The 18,569-nt window shown below is 37.7% G+C and carries 16 protein-coding genes and 1 tRNA gene; 12 read left to right on the top strand and 5 right to left on the bottom strand.

Features of this window, described 5'->3' with window-relative positions:
- Nucleotides 1-233: 233 nt before the first annotated feature.
- Together NLX82_RS19585 and NLX82_RS19580 are read right to left on the bottom strand one after the other, a co-directional pair.
- Nucleotides 234-1,445: a hypothetical protein gene (locus NLX82_RS19585; RefSeq protein ID WP_254348828.1), complete on the bottom strand. Its 1,212-nt coding sequence runs from the start codon at nt 1,443-1,445 to the stop codon at nt 234-236.
- Nucleotides 1,446-2,464: 1,019 nt separating this feature from the next.
- Entirely contained in the window at nt 2,465-3,970 is a 1,506-nt protein-coding gene (locus NLX82_RS19580) for a hypothetical protein (protein ID WP_254348827.1), read from the bottom strand.
- A 157-nt stretch (nt 3,971-4,127) separates the two neighbouring features.
- Between NLX82_RS19580 and NLX82_RS19575 the strand changes: the two genes are divergently transcribed.
- Complete coding sequence (locus tag NLX82_RS19575; protein WP_254348826.1) at nt 4,128-4,454, top strand: hypothetical protein; 327 nt, start codon at nt 4,128-4,130, stop codon at nt 4,452-4,454.
- A 538-nt stretch (nt 4,455-4,992) separates the two neighbouring features.
- Here NLX82_RS19575 and NLX82_RS19570 read toward each other — a convergent pair.
- A complete protein-coding gene (locus NLX82_RS19570; protein ID WP_254348825.1) occupies nt 4,993-5,487 on the bottom strand; it encodes a hypothetical protein in 495 nt (164 codons plus the stop codon).
- Nucleotides 5,488-6,225: 738 nt separating this feature from the next.
- Here NLX82_RS19570 and NLX82_RS19565 point away from each other — a divergent pair.
- The 4 genes from NLX82_RS19565 to NLX82_RS19550 all read left to right on the top strand — a co-directional run bounded on the left by NLX82_RS19565 (nt 6,226) and on the right by NLX82_RS19550 (nt 8,446).
- Nucleotides 6,226-6,498, top strand: coding sequence for a hypothetical protein (locus NLX82_RS19565; protein WP_254348824.1), 273 nt, complete (start codon nt 6,226-6,228; stop codon nt 6,496-6,498).
- Nucleotides 6,499-6,726: 228 nt separating this feature from the next.
- Entirely contained in the window at nt 6,727-7,131 is a 405-nt protein-coding gene (locus NLX82_RS19560) for a hypothetical protein (protein WP_254348823.1), read from the top strand.
- A 519-nt stretch (nt 7,132-7,650) separates the two neighbouring features.
- Complete coding sequence (locus tag NLX82_RS19555; protein ID WP_254348822.1) at nt 7,651-8,121, top strand: hypothetical protein; 471 nt, start codon at nt 7,651-7,653, stop codon at nt 8,119-8,121.
- A 13-nt stretch (nt 8,122-8,134) separates the two neighbouring features.
- Nucleotides 8,135-8,446 carry a helix-turn-helix domain-containing protein gene (locus tag NLX82_RS19550; RefSeq protein ID WP_254348821.1) on the top strand — a complete coding sequence of 104 codons (312 nt, stop codon included), beginning with the start codon at nt 8,135-8,137 and terminating at the stop codon, nt 8,444-8,446.
- 117 nt (nt 8,447-8,563) lie between these two features.
- Here NLX82_RS19550 and NLX82_RS19545 read toward each other — a convergent pair.
- A tRNA-Arg gene (locus tag NLX82_RS19545) sits at nt 8,564-8,635 on the bottom strand.
- A gap of 737 nt (nt 8,636-9,372) precedes the next feature.
- Between NLX82_RS19545 and NLX82_RS19540 the strand changes: the two genes are divergently transcribed.
- The 7 genes from NLX82_RS19540 to NLX82_RS19510 all read left to right on the top strand — a co-directional run bounded on the left by NLX82_RS19540 (nt 9,373) and on the right by NLX82_RS19510 (nt 16,363).
- Entirely contained in the window at nt 9,373-9,708 is a 336-nt protein-coding gene (locus tag NLX82_RS19540; protein WP_254348820.1) for an aspartyl-phosphate phosphatase Spo0E family protein, read from the top strand.
- A gap of 534 nt (nt 9,709-10,242) precedes the next feature.
- On the top strand, nt 10,243-11,286 hold the full coding sequence (locus NLX82_RS19535) for an ankyrin repeat domain-containing protein (RefSeq protein WP_254348819.1): 1,044 nt from the start codon (nt 10,243-10,245) through the stop codon (nt 11,284-11,286).
- Nucleotides 11,287-11,650: 364 nt separating this feature from the next.
- Nucleotides 11,651-12,757: an SDR family oxidoreductase gene (locus tag NLX82_RS19530; RefSeq protein ID WP_254348818.1), complete on the top strand. Its 1,107-nt coding sequence runs from the start codon at nt 11,651-11,653 to the stop codon at nt 12,755-12,757.
- Nucleotides 12,758-13,005: 248 nt separating this feature from the next.
- Nucleotides 13,006-13,665 carry a hypothetical protein gene (locus tag NLX82_RS19525; RefSeq protein ID WP_254348817.1) on the top strand — a complete coding sequence of 220 codons (660 nt, stop codon included), beginning with the start codon at nt 13,006-13,008 and terminating at the stop codon, nt 13,663-13,665.
- Between the two features lie 607 nt (nt 13,666-14,272).
- Nucleotides 14,273-14,806, top strand: a complete 534-nt coding sequence (locus tag NLX82_RS19520) for a hypothetical protein (protein ID WP_254348816.1) — start codon at nt 14,273-14,275, stop codon at nt 14,804-14,806.
- 310 nt (nt 14,807-15,116) lie between these two features.
- Nucleotides 15,117-15,707, top strand: coding sequence for a restriction endonuclease (locus NLX82_RS19515; RefSeq protein WP_254348815.1), 591 nt, complete (start codon nt 15,117-15,119; stop codon nt 15,705-15,707).
- A 440-nt stretch (nt 15,708-16,147) separates the two neighbouring features.
- Complete coding sequence (locus tag NLX82_RS19510) at nt 16,148-16,363, top strand: hypothetical protein (protein WP_069011638.1); 216 nt, start codon at nt 16,148-16,150, stop codon at nt 16,361-16,363.
- A gap of 61 nt (nt 16,364-16,424) precedes the next feature.
- On the opposite strand, the gene NLX82_RS19505 is transcribed toward NLX82_RS19510, so the two are convergent.
- Complete coding sequence (locus NLX82_RS19505; RefSeq protein WP_254348814.1) at nt 16,425-18,179, bottom strand: hypothetical protein; 1,755 nt, start codon at nt 18,177-18,179, stop codon at nt 16,425-16,427.
- Between the last annotated feature and the right edge of the window lie 390 nt (nt 18,180-18,569).

The following is an 18,569-nucleotide window of genomic DNA, read 5'->3' as shown; positions in this document are numbered from 1 at the left end:
AAACCATTAAATGTGAGTAAACAAAAGTAGAATGGCTTGCAAGTAATTCGTGAATTCTCGAGAATATATAATTTAGAGGATAAAGATAGAGGTTAATACAAAGAACATTTAAAGATAAACATGACAAATAGCAGTAGGCGTCATAAAAAAAGATACTACTGCTAATAAGTTATGTAATATGACTGCAGAATTATTTTGGGCATACTAAATAAACCAGAGGCTTGTCTAAAAAACTAGAGTGCCCATTTCCTGTCTTCTGCCTTCCTTTTAGATAGTAATTTTTCTATTTCTTGTTTAATTTCTAAGATAGGAGCTGGAAGAGACTTTATCCGATAAAAATTTTGAATAAACCAATCCGGACTTTGACGAAACCTGTTAAGCCAGCATTGATTTAATCGGAGAAGTTTATCCCAAATGATTCGGTGTTGGAGATTAGCTTCTTGAATCAGCTTCTGATGGACATTTGATAATTGCTCGCTGGTAAAGAGGCTTGATTCTGCCGCTTGTTTCTTATTGTTTATCCCATCAAGATCCATTGAGAGTTGAACAGCATAATTAAGCTCAGCTGCTTCCATTACCGCACGAAAATAGGCACTGATTTGGTCTAATTCGTTCGTTTCATCACTTATTATGTATTCATCATCTTCTCTATAGATCATTTTAAAGAATGCTTGAGAACGCATTTTATTTTTTTGAATGTTATAAAGAGCGGTATCAAAAATTTCAGTTGCATATTCGTATCCGAATTTAGCATAATAATCTTCCATAACCTTTGCCACTTGCCAAACAGCTTTGCGGGATAAAAATTCAAAGCAAAAACGATGCTTTCTGAGTTGTTTCATAACCCAAAGCTCTGCACCTTCAGAAAAAACTTCCCCCATGTCCAACCACTCTTGATGTACGTTTAACACTTGAAAGTTTTCTTTATGAATTTTCATTTTCAAATACTTTGAAGCATCCTTAAGAATCTTCAACGCTTCTTTTCGAGTACGAATGTTGAGGAGACCCAATGGGCCGTAAAGATCACTAATATACCCCCAGCGGAAGTTGCCGGGGATATAAACGAGTTCTTTTCCAACATAATGAAGAACAAAACGCTGAACATTTCGATCTTCACTTAAAAACGGTTCCGATACAAAAAAAACGAAGTTTTTCGCATACAGATCGTCTTTCTCCGTTTCTTCTTTATCTCGAACAAAGACAAATTTTTTAAAAAATAGTCTTCCATATTCATCATAATAAACGATTTCTTCATGAATTAATTTTTGCAGGAGAACAGAAACTCGATAGCTGGAGGTTCCCAAACGTTTCGCAAGTTCAACGTTCGTGAGGGGGACTTCGCCACCATAAGCACAGACTGTACCAAGTAACAACTTAAGCTTAAAGAGTAGGCGAGTGTCATTATGTAATGTTCGAGCATCGAACAACGAGGGATGATGTTTCATTGGTTGCCACTCCTTTTTTATCCCCAACCAAAAAAGTATACGGGAAATAAAGGGTATGGCTTTTACTTTTTTTGAAGGCGTGATATACTAAAAACACATCAACAAAGTAGTAAAACCAAGACCCCGACTCCTCATTGTCTAATAAGTGCTGGTCGCCAAACTAACGACTTATTAGATATATAGTTGGGTTCTTTTTTTTTGCAATTACTATATTAAAAAAACTTTATTCTGTGAAACTTTCAACTACAAAAATGATTATAGCATTGCCTATTCCAATTGAAAACATCACAAAAAGTACGAGATAAACGTAAGAAAATCTAAAAATGTGATAATCCTAAGTAAATCTAAACAACTAATTTAGTACGAAAAAATGGTAAGAAAAATTCTAGGGCCTGAATTTGTAAGGGAAAATTTTCAATTCGACAAATGTCCTTCAGAATTTACTCATGTTTAGAACGTAAAAATCGTAATAAAGTTTTAAAGGTACGAGTATCACGTAATAAAATACATAGAGTACGAGAAAACAGTAAGAAAATCTATAAATCATGCAAGTTCATGAAAGATTATAAGATAAAAGTTTTTTTGAAAAGTACGATGAATTCGTAATAATTTTGCTTATACATAGAAAGTACGAAGAAAATGTAATAAAAACTAATGAAGTACGAGGAAATCGTAATAAGAATTTAGTTGGTACGAGGAAATCGTAATAATTCTGTCTAATCCTAATCATTTAAAAATTATTTAAAATATGTTTTAAACTCTAGTACGATATTTACGTAATAAAAAATCGTTCAATATATCATGGTACGAAAAATTCGTAATAAAAATCGATTGAGTACGAATATATAGTAATAAAAATAAAACCATAGCTATTATAAGGAAAGTTAGACTAATCTCATCTCTTATATATTCATGCTAAACAATATCGACTGATCCGAAGATTGATTGATCATATTTTTTGAGGAAGTTGCGAAATATCTTTCCTTTTATAAAAGAAAACCGAGCCAAGAAGAACGATTTCATTCCTCTATAAGCTCGGGTTGTATAGGGAGTGACAATTGAATAGGTGAATCCACCTGATCAAAGAAGTCATGCATTTCAGTATTCGTTAGTGGTATGAAGCAGATTTCGAAGGCAGAGGGGCTATATCTTTTGTAAGATTCGATCAGGATATTAAGGGCTTTAAACTCTTCAAGTGCATCCTGTACTTTTCTCATATTCATTTCTGTTTTTCGTTTGTCCATTCGTACTTTTCGCGTGAAAAAGTTGAGTGGGAAGATGTCTCTAAATTGCTTTCCTTGGACGTAACGTTCCAACCGCTCTTTTTGTAAAGCATGCACGAGTATCTTGGATATGCTCCCTTGGATTGAATCGAGACTATCTCTATATATCTTTACCGTTTGCTGATTAATGTACTGTTGGTGAAAATAAGTACCAATAACAATCTCGGCATAACGTCTGCCATTAGGATTCGAATTAATTACTACGGAATCAAAGATACTCCAGTCTGCTGAACCAGGTCTTGCTTTTTCAGACTGTTTTTTAATTACGGCTTGAAATCCAAAGGATCTGATTTTTCGTAATCGTTTTTCAATTTCTACGTAATTTTTAACCCCTTGAGAGTTGTAAGCTCGCTGCACTAACTTAGAAATATCCACAGTGATTGTTCTATCGGTGTAAAAAGATTCATCTTTTTGGGACATCACATAGAATATAATTTCCCGATCTGTTCCATCTAAGGTTTTTGTTAAGCTTTTGTCGGCAAAAAGCAAGTCGCCATCTTCAACTTTAATAATTGTCCGCAGAAACTCATTGTCGCTAATCTCATAGTCGTCGAAGAAAGTCTCTTTCAAAGTAATTGCATTAATTTCTCTTTTAATTTTCAATGATGTTGATTTCTCAGAGAAGACTACATTTTCGATTAGACCATGTGGCTGTACATCCACAGCTTGGGTTAAATCATACTTCTCAATAGTATCAGCAATAATAAAATTGAGATCTGTCTCTAGAGCCTTTCGTATTTGATTCGTTTTCTTTGTTGACAAATAGCGATAATCCGAGAGGAAAGTCGAATTTGTCGATGACCATTCTTTAATTTGTTTCAAACGTAGCTCGGGTAAATCCTCTAAGTTTTTTACACCTATTAATCGTTCTGACTCGGCAATAATATCTAATTCAGGTGCAGAAACTTTCATTTGCTCAAGTGCAAGCTTCCATGATGAAATTTCAATCGAGACAGGGTTGTTTGGAATCTTGACCAATTCCTCTTGAAACTTTTTAAGCCAGTACTTTTTACTTTGTTGTTTTTTTCTATAATTTTTTTCCCTTATTTCAACGTGATCTTCAAGATGCTGTGTGTCGTACCCAAATGTCTCAATAAGTATACGCTTGACATATTCAAACAACCAGGTCTCCTTGGAAACACCATCAGTATCCTTATATAAATACGTATACATATGATCCACAATAGTCTGTGGGATAGATTCAACAATTTTAGTTAAAGCAAATAAAGACAACTTGACCATATAATCTCCCTTTTCTAAAAAGGTTTTAGCTTAAATATATCACAATTGGGCTTGCAGTCGTTAAAAAGCTTCATAGGTTTGCTTAACAATTATCCATTAGAAAAGAGGTCATATCAAGTATGTATATGAAAAGAAGCGGAATGCGGAAGTTACGAATATGGCTGGTTATATCGTTAAAGCCATTGAGGAGAACTACGCCGATACTCAAAAAGCCTTTGAGCCAGAGGACGAGCAAGATATTGAAACGGTCATTTCATGTATGAACGATCGTATACGCAAGTTTATCTTTTTCAAAGACCGCAGTGTTCAAGAGGAGATTATGAATGAAGTTGAAGGAACCCAACAAATGATAAAAAGTATCACTGCTGATATTCTACGGGTAATGGAAAAACGGAAATTTAAGAACTTACGCCCTTTAGAGGAAGCAGACTTTGAAGAGGAATGGGGGAAATCTTCCCTAAGACAGATTCTACAGGATATGTAGCCTGGTGGGAGTCCATTAATTAAGGAGATAGTTTAAATTATTTTAGGTCGCAATTGAACTGTAGGTCTTTCACCTTGTGGAATTGTAAAGGGTTTAACATCAATTTGAAAGTACCGTAATCGTAACGCTAGAATGAAATATATTAGGAACAGTGTAAAGCCGGTAGGTTATTAGACTTACCGGCAGATCTCGTATGAACATCGTCAGCAATACAGTAAACGATGGGCTCATGCTACCGGCTCTAAGGGGTCACCCCCCGCCCCTAAGACCCGCTAATCAGGCCGATAATTAGAGCGCCTTCGCCGGAGGAGAACGCCTCAGCCAAGGCGCTCTACGTTCCTGTCCTTCGTTTTATGCGACCCACGGAACATTGGGGGCCAGGATAGGAGAAGCAAACATGGGAAACCATTCAGCCAGCTCAGTGTTGCTGTGACTTCAGCCATCAAAACCTCAACTACCCCGCAGTTTGTTAGACCTAAAGAAAACGCTCTGATTTTAATCAGAACGTCTTCTGCTGGGGATGGAATGAGAAAGTCATTTAGTCTATCGAAACAATTTGCCATAATCCATCTTTATCTTTTTCGAAATAGAAGGTGTACCGTATATCAGGTGAAGAACCTTCTTCTTTATTAAGCCGTTCGCCTACTACGGGTACCAATATCCGATCCTTTTCTTTTATAGCTTCGGCAATACCTGTAAACTTCACGGGCTGACCCAGGAGGTAATCGTGCCCTGTTTTAACAGTTGGGCTGAGTGCAGCATGGAACTGATCCAAATCTTTTGATATAAAGGCGTCCAGAGCCACTTTGAGTTTTGTTATCATGCCATCCTCGACCAGAGGGTCTTTAACTTCATTCCATTTGATCTCGTCCAAGCTGGCTGATTGACCTGGTCCTTCTTTTACTGCCGACTCAGGGGCTGGCGGTACCGCTTCATTAGTGGGTGTAGTTATTTCCTGCTTTCCACAACCAGTAAACACACTTACACCTGCAGCAAGTATGAGAATAGAAATAATTCGAGCAGGTTTATCCATGTTTAGATTTACACATCCTTTCTCTTTCTTTAACGAATCCATTAAAAGAAAGTTGCAATACTTTTAGTGTAAAAAAAGAAGGCGTCAACCGAATGATCCTCGTTCAATTGTATGTCCAAGATATCTTTAGGGTGAAGAGGGCTCGTGAGTACCCTCTACTGGATTTTAAGAAACCATGAAGAAGACTTTACGTCCATCGCCTGTTGCCTTAACGATGCCTGTTCTCATCTGTACAGAACCAGAATCATCTAGGAAAATAACGTTTACCAGCGTCCCGCGAGCGTACTTTGCTTTCTCATAACCTAAGCTGTAGGATCCTTTTGCTAACAATTGCTTACAGCAATTGTTAGCAAAGGATTACATTTGTGGATGAATACAAATCACTCTAGCAGGTCTTTTTTCACTCTATTGGCGTGGAGCAGTTGCTATCATTGATACTGAAACAGGATCGGAAAGTCTCTAAGCTGAAGGGAGTCCTTAGAGAGGTAGAAATTGTATATGACCCGATGAATTATCTGTCTATCTTGATAACTAAGTTAGATTACGCTATAATATAGCTATTCGGAAACACATTGATGATCTCTGACGACATGAGTCGATGGAGAAGGAGAATATTGTTGTCTTGGTGACGGCAATGAATGTACATGCTCTGATGCAAAATTGGTGGTCAATTTATTTGACGATGCCTTTTTTTGTGTTCGGGGCTTTTTTTGTTTATTCAAACAGGAGGGATGTATTATGTCTCAAGAAGATCAAAAAGAGAGGTTTGTTCGAGTGAACACAAACAACCAACGTACATATATGGGAGGCACTTTAGTGGTTACTGCTGTTCCTGCTCTTAAAAATGAGAGTGATGAAGGTGACGAGCAAATTGCCGTTGGCGATGCAGCTCTTATTGCTGGGTACGCCAACTTGTTGGACCAATCTAATATCATTGGCCAAGTCACTGTTCCGTTTGAACAACTAAGACAAAAGTTCTCGGTTGAGAACTTCCTTAGAAACCCAAAGTGAACTGATTTCCATAGCGTGTATAGAGGGTGAGGAGATGCATATATTGCATCTCCTTTTTTTTGTACTAAAAAGGGAGGATGTAATGCTGATTAAAGTGGCATGCATTCAAATGATAGGTTCTTTGTTGTATGACAGTTACGCCTCATTGTGAAAAATGTTAGGCCTGCTGAAAAAAGTGCATCACTCAGAAGTGATCAAATACACACTTAACAAATAGGAGACAATTATATGTTAATGGCAACTCTTGCAAATCGAAATATTCGATCGATGAATGAACAAATCGCAGCTGGTGAGTGGGTAGATATCACAGAGTTATCTAGAAGTATGGGTTTTCCCCCTCAAATGTTGGTTAGTCGTGCAGCATGGGATACTGTCGTATGTCCAGATCAGAAGGGGACTTCCCTAGGGATAAATACTGCTAATGCAGCGGCTTTCTTTTTGTCCCTTCTCAAAGTGACTATCGGGGTAACGCAACCTGGAGCTACAGTTTCTTTTTCTGTATTTGTAGCCAAGCCTGAACTACATCCCATTCCTTTGACCGTGATCGGTGCATTTGGGGATTACGGCGAGTATATTTTGAAAGTGGAATTAACAGCTGAATTACAACGGCATATTGAAAAAATTCATAATTAAAATAACCTTTTAAAAGGTGAGAAGATATATGCAAACGGAGAATGAAAATCAGAATCTTTTCGACGACGATTACTCAGATGGGATTCATAAGCGCAGTGTGATGCATTTTGTCCCAAATGTGAGAATGCGCACCGTAAGAAGTATCCATATTAATCGGTTACTTTTTACATGTTGACATAAATTCATGAGTTTGAAGGCAATTATTTTCCTTCAAAAAGAAATCAAATATTAGGGGGGAATCTCTGCGCGGATAAAGCGGGAGATTTCCCCCGCTTAATTCTCGTAGACTACACAATGCTAAAAACCTTAAATGGCAAATGTATTTCAACATGTTCGAGTGTGTCACACCTATCATGGTACTTCATGAGCTGGAATGATATCAGGGGTTCTTCTAGTGCAGATGAATTCATAGAACAAAAATGGATTCACCTGATTAATCAGGCTCATTTTCTAACTTACATGAAGACGAAAGGAGAAACATACGATAAGTTGCATATTATATCGTATGTGATATAATCAATGGTATATATTGAGTTTGCAAAAGATAATTCAGGACAACGTCCTGTTTTAAATGAACTAGAACGCTTGCGTAAGCAGGCCGCCGCCAACAATCCGGAAGCTATCTGGCTGTTACAGCGGATCACACGTGCTCTACAGTTTGCTCAGAGATACGGCATTCCTGAAGCTCTTATTCATAATCTAATTTCTGAAGATGATGTGGGTATTCCGTTTACGTTAGTACAGCCTGTTAAGGCACTAAAGTCTCATCAGCCTTTGTATGAGCTACGCGTAAACCAAAAGAACCGCAAAGGGGCTTTCAGAGCCATCTTTTTTACACACATTTTTGAAGGTAACCAGATATTGGTCTTCACTTACTCAGTGATGAAGATGAAAACATCATCGCCAGAATTTGACAGGGCGGTAGAGATTACGGAACGTATGATCCCTGATTTTTTAAAAGATCCGAGTAAGTATATTAATGGTGGCTGAAAGGAGTTTCACGATGAAAAAATTAGGGCAGGACTTCGAAAATTTTATGCAGGAAGCTAAACAAATTCCTGAAGTTGAAGACTATTTAACATCTTTTTCTGTAATGATTGGAGATATGGTGTTAGCCCGAAGAACCAAATTAGGATGGAGTCAAACGAAACTTGCTTCCCTTGCTAGTACTACCCAAGCTAGGATCTCCCAAATAGAAGCAGGGAGCCAGAGTGTCAAATTAGATACGATTAATCGGGTTGTGCATGCGCTTGGACTGAAAAGCGTTTCTCCCTTCTATGGGGAAGATGCTGCAAGTAAAGAAGTCGTATATTAGAAATAAAAAAACACAAGGAGTCACCTTTAAAGTGGCTCCTTGTGTTTTTTTAAATAAATCGATGAACGAGAAATAGATCTAATAAAAAGATACGTACAAGTATCTTATGTTTAAAGACGCGCCCGCGAGGAATCGAACCTCGATCTCAGGCTCCGGAGGCCTACGTCATATCCGTTGGACCACGGGCGCATATGTTTCTTGCGTGAAAACAATTATACACAAGATCCATTGAAAAAACCACCCTCTCTCGCCGCTTTGCAGCCCCAGCATTGACCTTTTAGGGATCTACACAGCCTTGCCCTTAGGAAAGGGATGTCAAGGCTGAAATGAACGCTGCGCGACTCTTGACGTCCTCATTTTATCTCTACATGACCATTTATAGCAGTAACGTGCCGTTTTCCAGCTAAATATTTCCCTCTTTCAAGTTCTCTTAAGTAAATACCAACCAGCGTGCCAAAACCGTTTGTATAAGTTGTAATAAAAAATTTGCTACTAGACATGAGAATAGTCTGGAATAAAGTTACGCAAAATCTATGGTTATAGTTTACAGAAATTAGCGTAAACAAAAAGATGAGGGAGAAGACACTGTAGGGCGCTCCATTACAAAACCTGCAGACAGAACCTTAGTGAAATCATTACCGTTCTATGGGGAAACGTGAAATACTTCTGTATTTTGTGGTATTATAAAAATATTACAAGATCAATGATTTTCTCTGCTGAATGGTTCAAGCGGAGAACAGCTATGCTTTTCGCATAAGTGAAATGGATGTTAAGGAAGAAAACGAACGTACGGGATACGTATGCTCTTTTCTTCCTTTTTTGCGTCCTAAAAAGCTAAAACTGTATTTTCTGTAAGTCTCCCGGTCAGGGGAACGTATAACTACGTCCCCGTCTGACCGCGGGGACTCTACGGAGGAATGATTTAAATGAAAGAACTAATTACAAGACAAGAGCAATACCAGACGGACAGTCACATGAAAGGTAGACACTTCGCAATTGTTTGCGAAAAGGAATTGCTTGGCGCCAGGAAACATCTGATAGTACAAAAGGATATGAAAATAAAAGATTACGATTTTATAGGTTTTTCTGAATGGGATGCAAAAATGTTTCCAGATCGTGAGTCACTTGAGAAAGCAATAGCCCTTAAACGGCAAGAAATGCACAATACAGCTGTTGGAAATATATTATCTGCTCCAGTTGTAGTTAAGGTATCACAGGAGCTTGATACTCTTTTAAATCTTTATAATCGAATTATTTTTTAGAAACTCCTTCGGGAGTTTCTTTTTTTGTCTCTATGTAAGTCTCCTTAATCTTGTGGTGATAAATATCTTATTCATACGTAGTACTTCCTTTTAGTGCTACTTCAATAAGTACTTCTTTACTTTCAAGATTTGATACCTCCTCTTTCAAAATCTGAAAGGGGGTCTGTCATTATTTGATACCTCCTCTCTCAAAATTTGATAGACGATTACGTTTATCAAATTTTGAGAACCCGCCTCTCAAAATTTGATACCCGCTTCTCAGATTTTGAGGGGCCGCCTTTCAAAATCTGAGAAGCGGATATCAAATATAATAAAGTTGAGTTCTAATCGAAAAAAACACATTAAAATTGAATTCTAAATTTACAAATTATTTATTATTGTACAGAAATTAAAGTTATATTTTGGGAAATATTATATAACGATTCACACAATTTAATTGAATGGGTTTAAAATCAGTTTGATTTTTTACTGGCGTATGAATTTCATGCTAATATATCAGAAATAAAGAAGGTATAATCATGGGGGCATGGATGTATGAAAAGTGTGGAGAATTTGGTTAACAGTATTGTCGATGAATCTGTGATTAAAGGGAAAACTTATATTTATTTAATATCAGGTACAGAGAATTCGTTCACCAGCGGATATTATAAGATTGTTGAAAATGAAGTCTCATATGTTAGTGATATAACGGTTTTTCTTTTTGAAAAATATACAAATGAGATTGGGATGATAATGAGGGGAAAGGGGATTCTTTGTATTAAAGTGGAAGCTGGAAAATTAATGGAATATAGTATTGTAAACGATATGAATCCAGAGCTTTATGATAGTGATGTCTTCGAATTGATTATCTACCAGAGATATGATTTGGAACCGGAGGGAGAGGAAAGTAAAGTAACCTTACGGAAATCATTAAAAGCCGAGAAAATTAAAGAAACTCTAGTGTTTGCATGCTATATGAATGATATGGAAGGAATCAAGGAACTCGTTGCGAACGCAAGTAAATCCAATTTAGATAAGGTTTTGAAATATCACGGTACAGCTTTGCAGTTTTGCTGTAAACACAATAATTTAGAGGCATTTAGACTTTTAGCAGAAAAAGGGGCAAATGTAGGAAAACGTGCGTTGGCTGAAACACCGCTTGAAATTGCATTTAGATATTCAAGTGATATTGTGAATTATATACATACGGAATATGCGGATATCTATCAAAAAGAGGTAGAAAAGAAGGGGTTCGGGATCGCTCTTCATTGTAAAGATGAAGCTCTGTTGAATGATATATTAGAGCTGGGCTGTGATGTGAATTGCGAAAAGAAACCGTTTCCCCCTTTACATAATTTTGCGGATTGTAATAACATTTTGGGTATTCAATTCCTGTTGGATCATGGGGCTAATATTGAATGTAGGAACCAGTATAAACAATCAGCCTTGCATAGAGCTGTCAGTAAGGGAAATGCAGCAGCAGTAGAAGTCCTATTAAAATATGGGGCTGACATTAAGGCTAAAGATGATAATGGAAAAACACCTTTGGAATTGGCTTGGGCACGTGAAGACAAAACAACATTTAATATGATGGAATGATTAAGGAATTTCTTTGTTAGCAGATCTAGTATGAAGCCGACTTTATTAGGTCAGCTATACGTTTCATACCAATTTGCTACGATAAGTTAGAATTGAGCTTATATAAAATTGAGAACAAAAAAAGCCCCTAACCCTCAAGAAAACAAGAATTAAGGACCATCCTATTTTAATTTTAAAGGTGAGGAGGAGTTAGACCTCCATCTCCTTCTTGACGGGAAGGTATTTTCATTAAACTATCACCATACACAGAAAGGATTGAGACCTTCATTCTCCCGCGTGAAAGGCGGGCACTTTAATTAAGCTACTGTGTAAGAAAATTGTACCATATGTTATTATATGTGTAAATAATATTTAAGGTGATAAAATGAGAAAATATGAAAAATTAAACGATAATGGCAGACAGTATAGATGCTATGTTTGTAAAGAATCAAATATTGTATTTCATGAACACTATGTAAAGCTGTGCCAATCATGTGGCGAATACAATGAAAAAAAACGTCTAGCCAAGCATCATTTAGAATCTTACATCGCATTGATTACAGGTGGACGAACAAAAATAGGATATCATACTGCATTACGTCTATTACGAGACGGATCACGAGTCATTTTGACAACCCGTTTTCCGTATGATGCATTACAGCGTTATATCCAAGAGCCTGATTTTGAAAATTGGAAAGATCGCATCCATATCTACGAATTAGATTTTCGCCAAATTGAAAGGGTAGAAATGTTTGCCCGTTTCATAGATAAAGAGTTTCCCTACATAGACATCATTATAAATAATGCTGCTCAGACGGTAAGAATGTCGCAAGAGGAATATAAGGAATTAAAATTAAATGAAGTGGAACTCCAAAAAAAAATAATGGACAACCAACGTCTACTTGCTAACAGCACGACTATCTCTTACTTTGATAAATCTACGAATGAAACAAAAGATATTCAAAATTTACAGCTTTTTAATCAAGAAATGGGAGTAGTAAGTCACAATCATTCGTTTCAAAATTCATGGACAGCTCAATCCCATCAAATTTCCATGGTTGAAATGCTCGAAGTTCAGCTAATCAACGTGACCGCTCCATTTTTGCTCAATACAAAGTTGAAGGATACTATGATGAGGAGTCCTAATCAAAATCGATTTATTGTTAATGTATCTGCGGCAGAAGGCCGATTTCAGATGAAAAGAAAAGGTGGATATCATGTCCACACCAACATGGCAAAAGCCTCGCTTAATATGATGACCCTAACCTTGTCTAAAGAGTATAAAAAGCATCGAATATTTGTAACTAGCGTAGATCCTGGCTGGGTATCAAATCAGTTTCCAGAACAGGTAAAGGGTAGTCGAGAGATAAATCTACCATTGGATTTTAATGATGCTGCAGCTAGAATTTGCGATCCAATCTATGAAGGAAAAGACGCAGAGAGACCACTCACGGGTGTATTTTTAAAGGATTATAAACAAGTGGATTGGTAAAAGGTATTCATATTATTATAGGAGGGTAGCCAGAGGCTCTCCCTGTATATCTATGTATAGAGGAGTTTAGATTGTTGTCAGGGTAAGCTAATACATATGGGGGATGGTCGATAATTGGCTGTTCCCTTTTTTCGTGCTGGCCATATAGCTACTACTTATAGGGAAAAGAAGGGATTACATTCAAATTAGTTGAATTAATCCTGATAAGACAAATCAACATGTTCAACAGCATGAAAAGGGGAGGCTATATGATCTGGAATATAAGACATCTTGTCGTACTTGTATTTGTCATTGTCATGTGGATGATTGTGGATCATTTACATATCAATAATGTGTTAGCTTTTATAATCATTTTTATCCTGATGTTTCTCGTACTATATGTTCCTATTCTTTTTACTGTATTATGGGATTCTAATTTGAAGAGAATAGAGAAGTTTTTAATGTCGCGTAAGAATAAACCAGAATACCATCTATTTTATGCTCTAGCCAATGAAACCGATGAAGAAGTAGAAGACTCAATTCGCCTATTGCTCCAAAAGTATAAAGGAATTCACAAACAAGCGTTATATAAAACCGTTTTTGCTTTCTATAAAAGAGAAATTTTGACGGTTAAAGAAGAAATCGAATTCATCAAACCACTGGCATATAAAAATTACTATCGAGCTATCGTGTGTATGGAAGAAGGAAATAATGCGGAAGCTCACAAAATCATTCACGAGATTCCAACACCTTGGATGAAAAACGCGCTTCTTTCCGAATTGGAGTTGAAATCAAATCATCATGCAGCAGCAACTGAACTGGCACAACAAGCCTTGCATCAATCCAAAGGTTTACAAAAGTATGTACTGTTCAAAACATATCAACGGAAATTCCCTGAGATGCAATCTGTAAATGGAACACAACTTTAAAAACGAAGGTCTATGCACATTCGCATAGGCTTTTTTTCGTGATGGAAGTGAGCAGAATGAGTAAAAACAATAACATTCCCAAAAGAAATAAACCGAAGATACTGACAAAGTATGATCAATTTGTTGTGCCAAGACTAAGGGATATTCCCGTTAAATAACTCGTGTTAATATTTCTTTAGTATGGTCTAATGGGCAAAAGGATACCTTTAATTATCCAACAAATGGAGTTCCTACACATGTATCAAATCAAGGAGAAACAGTATACAGCAACCCAGGGCTCCATTCAGCAAAACTTTATGGCGGTGTTTCTGTAACTGGAGCTACTGGGTTTAATTTGCCAGCTAATGGAGCTAAAGTGACTTTTACAACTAAATAACCTAAAAAGAGAACACAATTACTCTTCAATCCTTGTGTTCTCTTTTTTGTCTTAGTACTAAGTATTTGTTATGGTGATATATATAGGAGGAATGAAGATGAAACTATTTGAAGAGATTTTAAATAATCAGGAAGAAGTAACTATCGAAATTAGAAACAAAACTACTATTCTTGATAGACCTAGCATAAAAAAATAAAAACAAATGAGAGTATAGAAGAGAAACTATCAGTATTGGCTCAATTTTTTCTTTTACCATTCGAAACAGGCGATTCAAATGCTGTTTTACATATTCCAGTTTTTGATAAAGACACTAGAGAGCAAATATTACAAGAGATTGGGTCGCATTTTGAAGAGTGTAAAATTGTTGAGTATAAGGATCATGCTCAAATTATGCTTAGTAAATTAAGGGCAATTTCGAAAGGTCTTATTGAAAGGTTGATCGACTCTGGAGAAATAAATCAAATTGCATATAGTTTGTACAAAAAAAAATCTGTGAGTATTGATTATTCAGAAGAGAAAGAATACAAAGTCAATATTGAGTTGATACAGAGGTCATCTGAAAGATCAATCATTGAGTTGTGGACATTCTTAAACAATACCTTTATAAGAGAGGCTGGAGAATTAATTTTAATGCCACACCAATGGTATTTAGGTGAAGCATTTAAGGATTATTTAGCAGTAAGGTGTTTTGCTAGCGTATGTAAATCAATGAGAGTAACTGTAAATCCTATTGATAAAGCAATTAAGTATATATCCATTAGTTAGAGTCCCTATAACAATGACCGTTTTTGATTAGAATTTGACCGATGTATGACCCGCCACTGAACTTTTTATGTGGTAAATTTGTATCATGGATAATCAAATAAGGAATGCACTATAGCTTTCTGCCTCGGTGATTAGGTCGGCCAATGAGCCGGCCTTTTTACATAGCCCGCGCAGCGACAAGGTAACGTTAACCATTGGAAACATTCTGGTCGGACCCCTTGCGCGGTTCAATTCCGTAGCGTGCTTTCCTTCTACCTATTAATTCCAATCACTTTATTGACGATATATACAGAATAAGGGGGAAGTATTAATGGCTAGAAGACGGAGAAGAAAACAGAAAAATTCTTTTGAAGAGGCTATTGCAGGGATTGCGCTAATAGCCCCGTTTTTCTTTATCTACTCAGTTACGGGTTCAATCGGTGCCTCTGTTTTTGCATTTTTTGTAGCAGTAGCAATGGTCATAGCATTTATCTTTTATCGTCAAATGGCTGCTGCAACAAGACTACGTAATTCTGGGATCGCTGAAATTGATAAAATGGATGGTCGTCAATTCGAGAAATATTTAGGACTTTTGTTCAGTGCTCAAGGATACAAAGCTGAGGTTACACAAGCTGCTGGAGATTACGGTGCTGATTTGGTTCTTACAAAAAGCGGTCAGCGTATCGTAGTTCAGGCGAAACGGTACAGTAAAAATGTTGGGCTTAAAGCAGTTCAGGAGGTTTACGGTGCGGTAGCTCATTATCGTGCATCTTCAGCATGGGTTGTGACAAATAGCGATTACACTGAGCAAGCATACAAACTGGCAAGGTCCAATAACGTTCGCTTGATTAACCGAGAGCAGCTTATTGAAATGATTCTGCAGGTTAAACAAAAGAATTCTGTAACCAGGAAAGCAGGATAAAAAGCGAGAAAGGGAGTGGATATATAATTTTGGAATTAGACAAAAACTAGGGAGGATATTTTTAATGTTTTTGAAGGTGCAAATGTAGATATGTGGGGTGCTGTAGGAGGAAACAAATTATTAATATTTATTTTAGCCTCATTCTTATGGTGTGTAGTATGCATCCCCATAAAAAAAATACTTGGAAAAAGATTAACTGGAATCCTAGCAAGTGTAGGTGTTCTGGTTATTTTTATATTATTGGGCTAAATTGTTTCTCAATTAAAGGAGCAACCTTCGGGGCAATGTCATTAAGTTAAGACGCAGGTTCTAAATCAGGAACAAGAGCAGGTTATCGAAAAGATAGCCCGCTCTTTTTTTGCATGAAAAAGAAAAAAAGACTTGACAAGAAGATGGTCATATGTGGCGAAGCCCCTTGAAAAAACGAGGAGGTTACGCCAATGGATGAGTACGCAAATTCCCTAAAAGAAACGCTGACATCCCTCATACGAGAAATGTCAGCCGCACCAGCACCTTATGTCAAAAACCCTGAAAAAGATTTTACCCGAAAGAAAAAGCTGCCCTTTGAAACGGTTATGCAACTCCTGATCTCCATGGGGGGGAACAGCCTATATAAGGAACTCTTGGAATCACAAGATACACTCTCATGTAAATAATGAGTAAAAATCATCGTGTTGAAGCACATCGGCTAATTTCTACCTGGCCGCTAGTTTGTGGCTATATATCCTTAGCTACGATAGTAACGCCGGACGAAAAAGTAGGTGCGTAGGTTGCGTTCTCTACGACGCTCCCGACTACCTTAACAGATGCCATTCTGCCGCCCGCGCAATTTACTAACCTCTGCCCTCCGGTACCCTTGAACGTCACACCCATCATAACAAGGTTGGTGTTGCTGTAAGTCATACCCGCGGTGCTTATATTATTAAGTACGATTGATGTATTCGTTATCTCGCTATTTACAAGCTTTATTGTGTCGACGGGAGTAGTAGCTGTGATTAATCGGGGGATGTCAGTCTGCATGTGTATATTTTCCAAAATGATGTTCTTCTGAATGGGCGGTGTTGCATTTGGGTAGTAACTACGGGAGTAGTTGTCCTTGTCAAGGTGGAGACTAACTGCGACGGGTCTGTTTTTCTGTAGGTAGATGTTTTTCAGGTGTACATTTCTACAACCTGCCGTATAGGTAACATCGTCCTGTATCATCACCCATTTAATATTACCGTCGAGAGTGACCGTCCCGTTTACGTGTGTAGGTGCCGTCATTGATGTGTACTTAGTGCCGTCGGGATTCGCGACTACTCGGTACAATCGCCCATTACTTACCACCGTGTCTGACTTTTGTAGCTCCATGCCGGAAAACCAATCAACCCAAGCGCCGGCGAGGACACGTAAGAAGTATCCAGTCGTAGATGCAGCGGCTAAATCGTAGCAATTTTCTATTAAGCCATTCTCGATCCAACCAAGCTGTGGATTTCCTGTATCGTAGTCATGCCCGTTTAACGCTATAGGATCATCGTACGTTTTAAATTTTCCATCACGGACTACGAAATTACTGCCTCTACCAAAGTGTACCGCGTCCTTGCCTCCCTCTACTCGTATCTTGTCTATGATTACATCCTCGAAGGTGCATATCTGTACGCAATAACTATAGGATAGGAGGTCGAGACATTCGAAGTTTTCGATTGAGAGATTTTTAACATAGAAAAAAGAGATTTGACCTCTCAACCCCGTAATTAAGTCTGAGCCCGCAGTGGATTCTTTACCGTTGCATATTAGCTTTAAACCTCTTATTACGATGTTTTTGTTGTAACTACGAGTAAATGCACCCTTATTGACGAGTACGTACCCGTTTGATGTGGTGCGCCTTAAAAAGACACCTGGACCAAAATTTAGAGTGACGTTGTCCCCGATCTTTATCGCTCTGTCGATATCGTAGATGCCTGGCTGTTCTACCCTTATCATGCCTCCCGCATCAACGGCCCTTTGTAGTGCAACCGCGTTAGTTGCCGCGTCATTACTTGGCATAAATCCAAATTTAAGTGCGCTAGGTATAAATATAGGTTCTGTCGTAGTTGTGACGTCTACGGCGTAGACTTGATAAGATGTTTTGCTTGTATCGGCAACTACAATTCTTACAAAGTAAACGTCATCATCGACCGTGTAATAATTAATATCAAACGCAGCTTGCCGTAGCATCTGCTTCGCCGCGTTGTATAAATTAACCCTGTACATAATTGTGTTATTTTCTAGCCTGAGTCTCTTCACCTTCGACACGTCGATGTATCCGGATCTATAACTATTCGTAACACTCGTCTCCATACCAGCGCTGGTCAGTCCACCTATTGCCCAATTGGAAGGTATCGGGGTGGTAATCTCCTCAGCTACCTTAGTGGTAGTTTGACCTATTATCTCGCCTACTTTAGCGTCTGCTTTCCTCGCAATCGTTCGGGCCACCGTGTCTTTTATCGTCATTTAGCCAACACTCCTATTAGATACCCGTACGTAACCGCTAAACGGATATCTTGCAATTAGTTCAGTTGAAGCATACTCACGTGTTTTTGCCATAATATTTAACCTCCAAAGTTTTTTTGTTTCACTCGAGTTGAGAACTGCGCGCTTTAATTGCTCTTCATTTATAGGGTAATTAACATGGTTATTTAACAACCTAAACGAAGAATCTTTTATATAATCTTCTGTTGTCTTGCATTCATAGAGACAGTGCAGGAAAAAATCCGGCTGCCGAAGATTAAAGTAACATGTTAAAAGTGTTGAATGATGGATCGGCTCTTAGTTGGACAGAAAATATAAGGGCTAGTAGAACGAGCAGATAAGAAGAAGGGACGGAAAAAGTGCCCTCATAGG

This window comes from Paenibacillus sp. A3M_27_13 (genome assembly GCF_024213315.1).
Lineage (GTDB): Bacteria > Bacillota > Bacilli > Paenibacillales > Paenibacillaceae > Paenibacillus > Paenibacillus polymyxa_B.
The sequence above is the reverse complement of the archived record's forward strand: the minus strand, read 5'-3'. Positions and strand labels throughout refer to the sequence as shown.

Coding starts and splice junctions, on each gene's coding strand:
- NLX82_RS19555 (WP_254348822.1), top strand. CDS start 7,651: ATGGTATATATTGAGTTTGCAAAAGATAATTCAGGACAACGTCCTGTT.
- NLX82_RS19575 (WP_254348826.1), top strand. CDS start 4,128: ATGGCTGGTTATATCGTTAAAGCCATTGAGGAGAACTACGCCGATACT.
- NLX82_RS19560 (WP_254348823.1), top strand. CDS start 6,727: ATGTTAATGGCAACTCTTGCAAATCGAAATATTCGATCGATGAATGAA.
- NLX82_RS19570 (WP_254348825.1), bottom strand. CDS start 5,487: ATGGATAAACCTGCTCGAATTATTTCTATTCTCATACTTGCTGCAGGT.
- NLX82_RS19585 (WP_254348828.1), bottom strand. CDS start 1,445: ATGAAACATCATCCCTCGTTGTTCGATGCTCGAACATTACATAATGAC.
- NLX82_RS19505 (WP_254348814.1), bottom strand. CDS start 18,179: ATGACGATAAAAGACACGGTGGCCCGAACGATTGCGAGGAAAGCAGAC.
- NLX82_RS19535 (WP_254348819.1), top strand. CDS start 10,243: ATGAAAAGTGTGGAGAATTTGGTTAACAGTATTGTCGATGAATCTGTG.
- NLX82_RS19515 (WP_254348815.1), top strand. CDS start 15,117: ATGGCTAGAAGACGGAGAAGAAAACAGAAAAATTCTTTTGAAGAGGCT.
- NLX82_RS19565 (WP_254348824.1), top strand. CDS start 6,226: ATGTCTCAAGAAGATCAAAAAGAGAGGTTTGTTCGAGTGAACACAAAC.
- NLX82_RS19550 (WP_254348821.1), top strand. CDS start 8,135: ATGAAAAAATTAGGGCAGGACTTCGAAAATTTTATGCAGGAAGCTAAA.
- NLX82_RS19540 (WP_254348820.1), top strand. CDS start 9,373: ATGAAAGAACTAATTACAAGACAAGAGCAATACCAGACGGACAGTCAC.
- NLX82_RS19525 (WP_254348817.1), top strand. CDS start 13,006: ATGATCTGGAATATAAGACATCTTGTCGTACTTGTATTTGTCATTGTC.
- NLX82_RS19510 (WP_069011638.1), top strand. CDS start 16,148: ATGGATGAGTACGCAAATTCCCTAAAAGAAACGCTGACATCCCTCATA.
- NLX82_RS19530 (WP_254348818.1), top strand. CDS start 11,651: ATGAGAAAATATGAAAAATTAAACGATAATGGCAGACAGTATAGATGC.
- NLX82_RS19580 (WP_254348827.1), bottom strand. CDS start 3,970: ATGGTCAAGTTGTCTTTATTTGCTTTAACTAAAATTGTTGAATCTATC.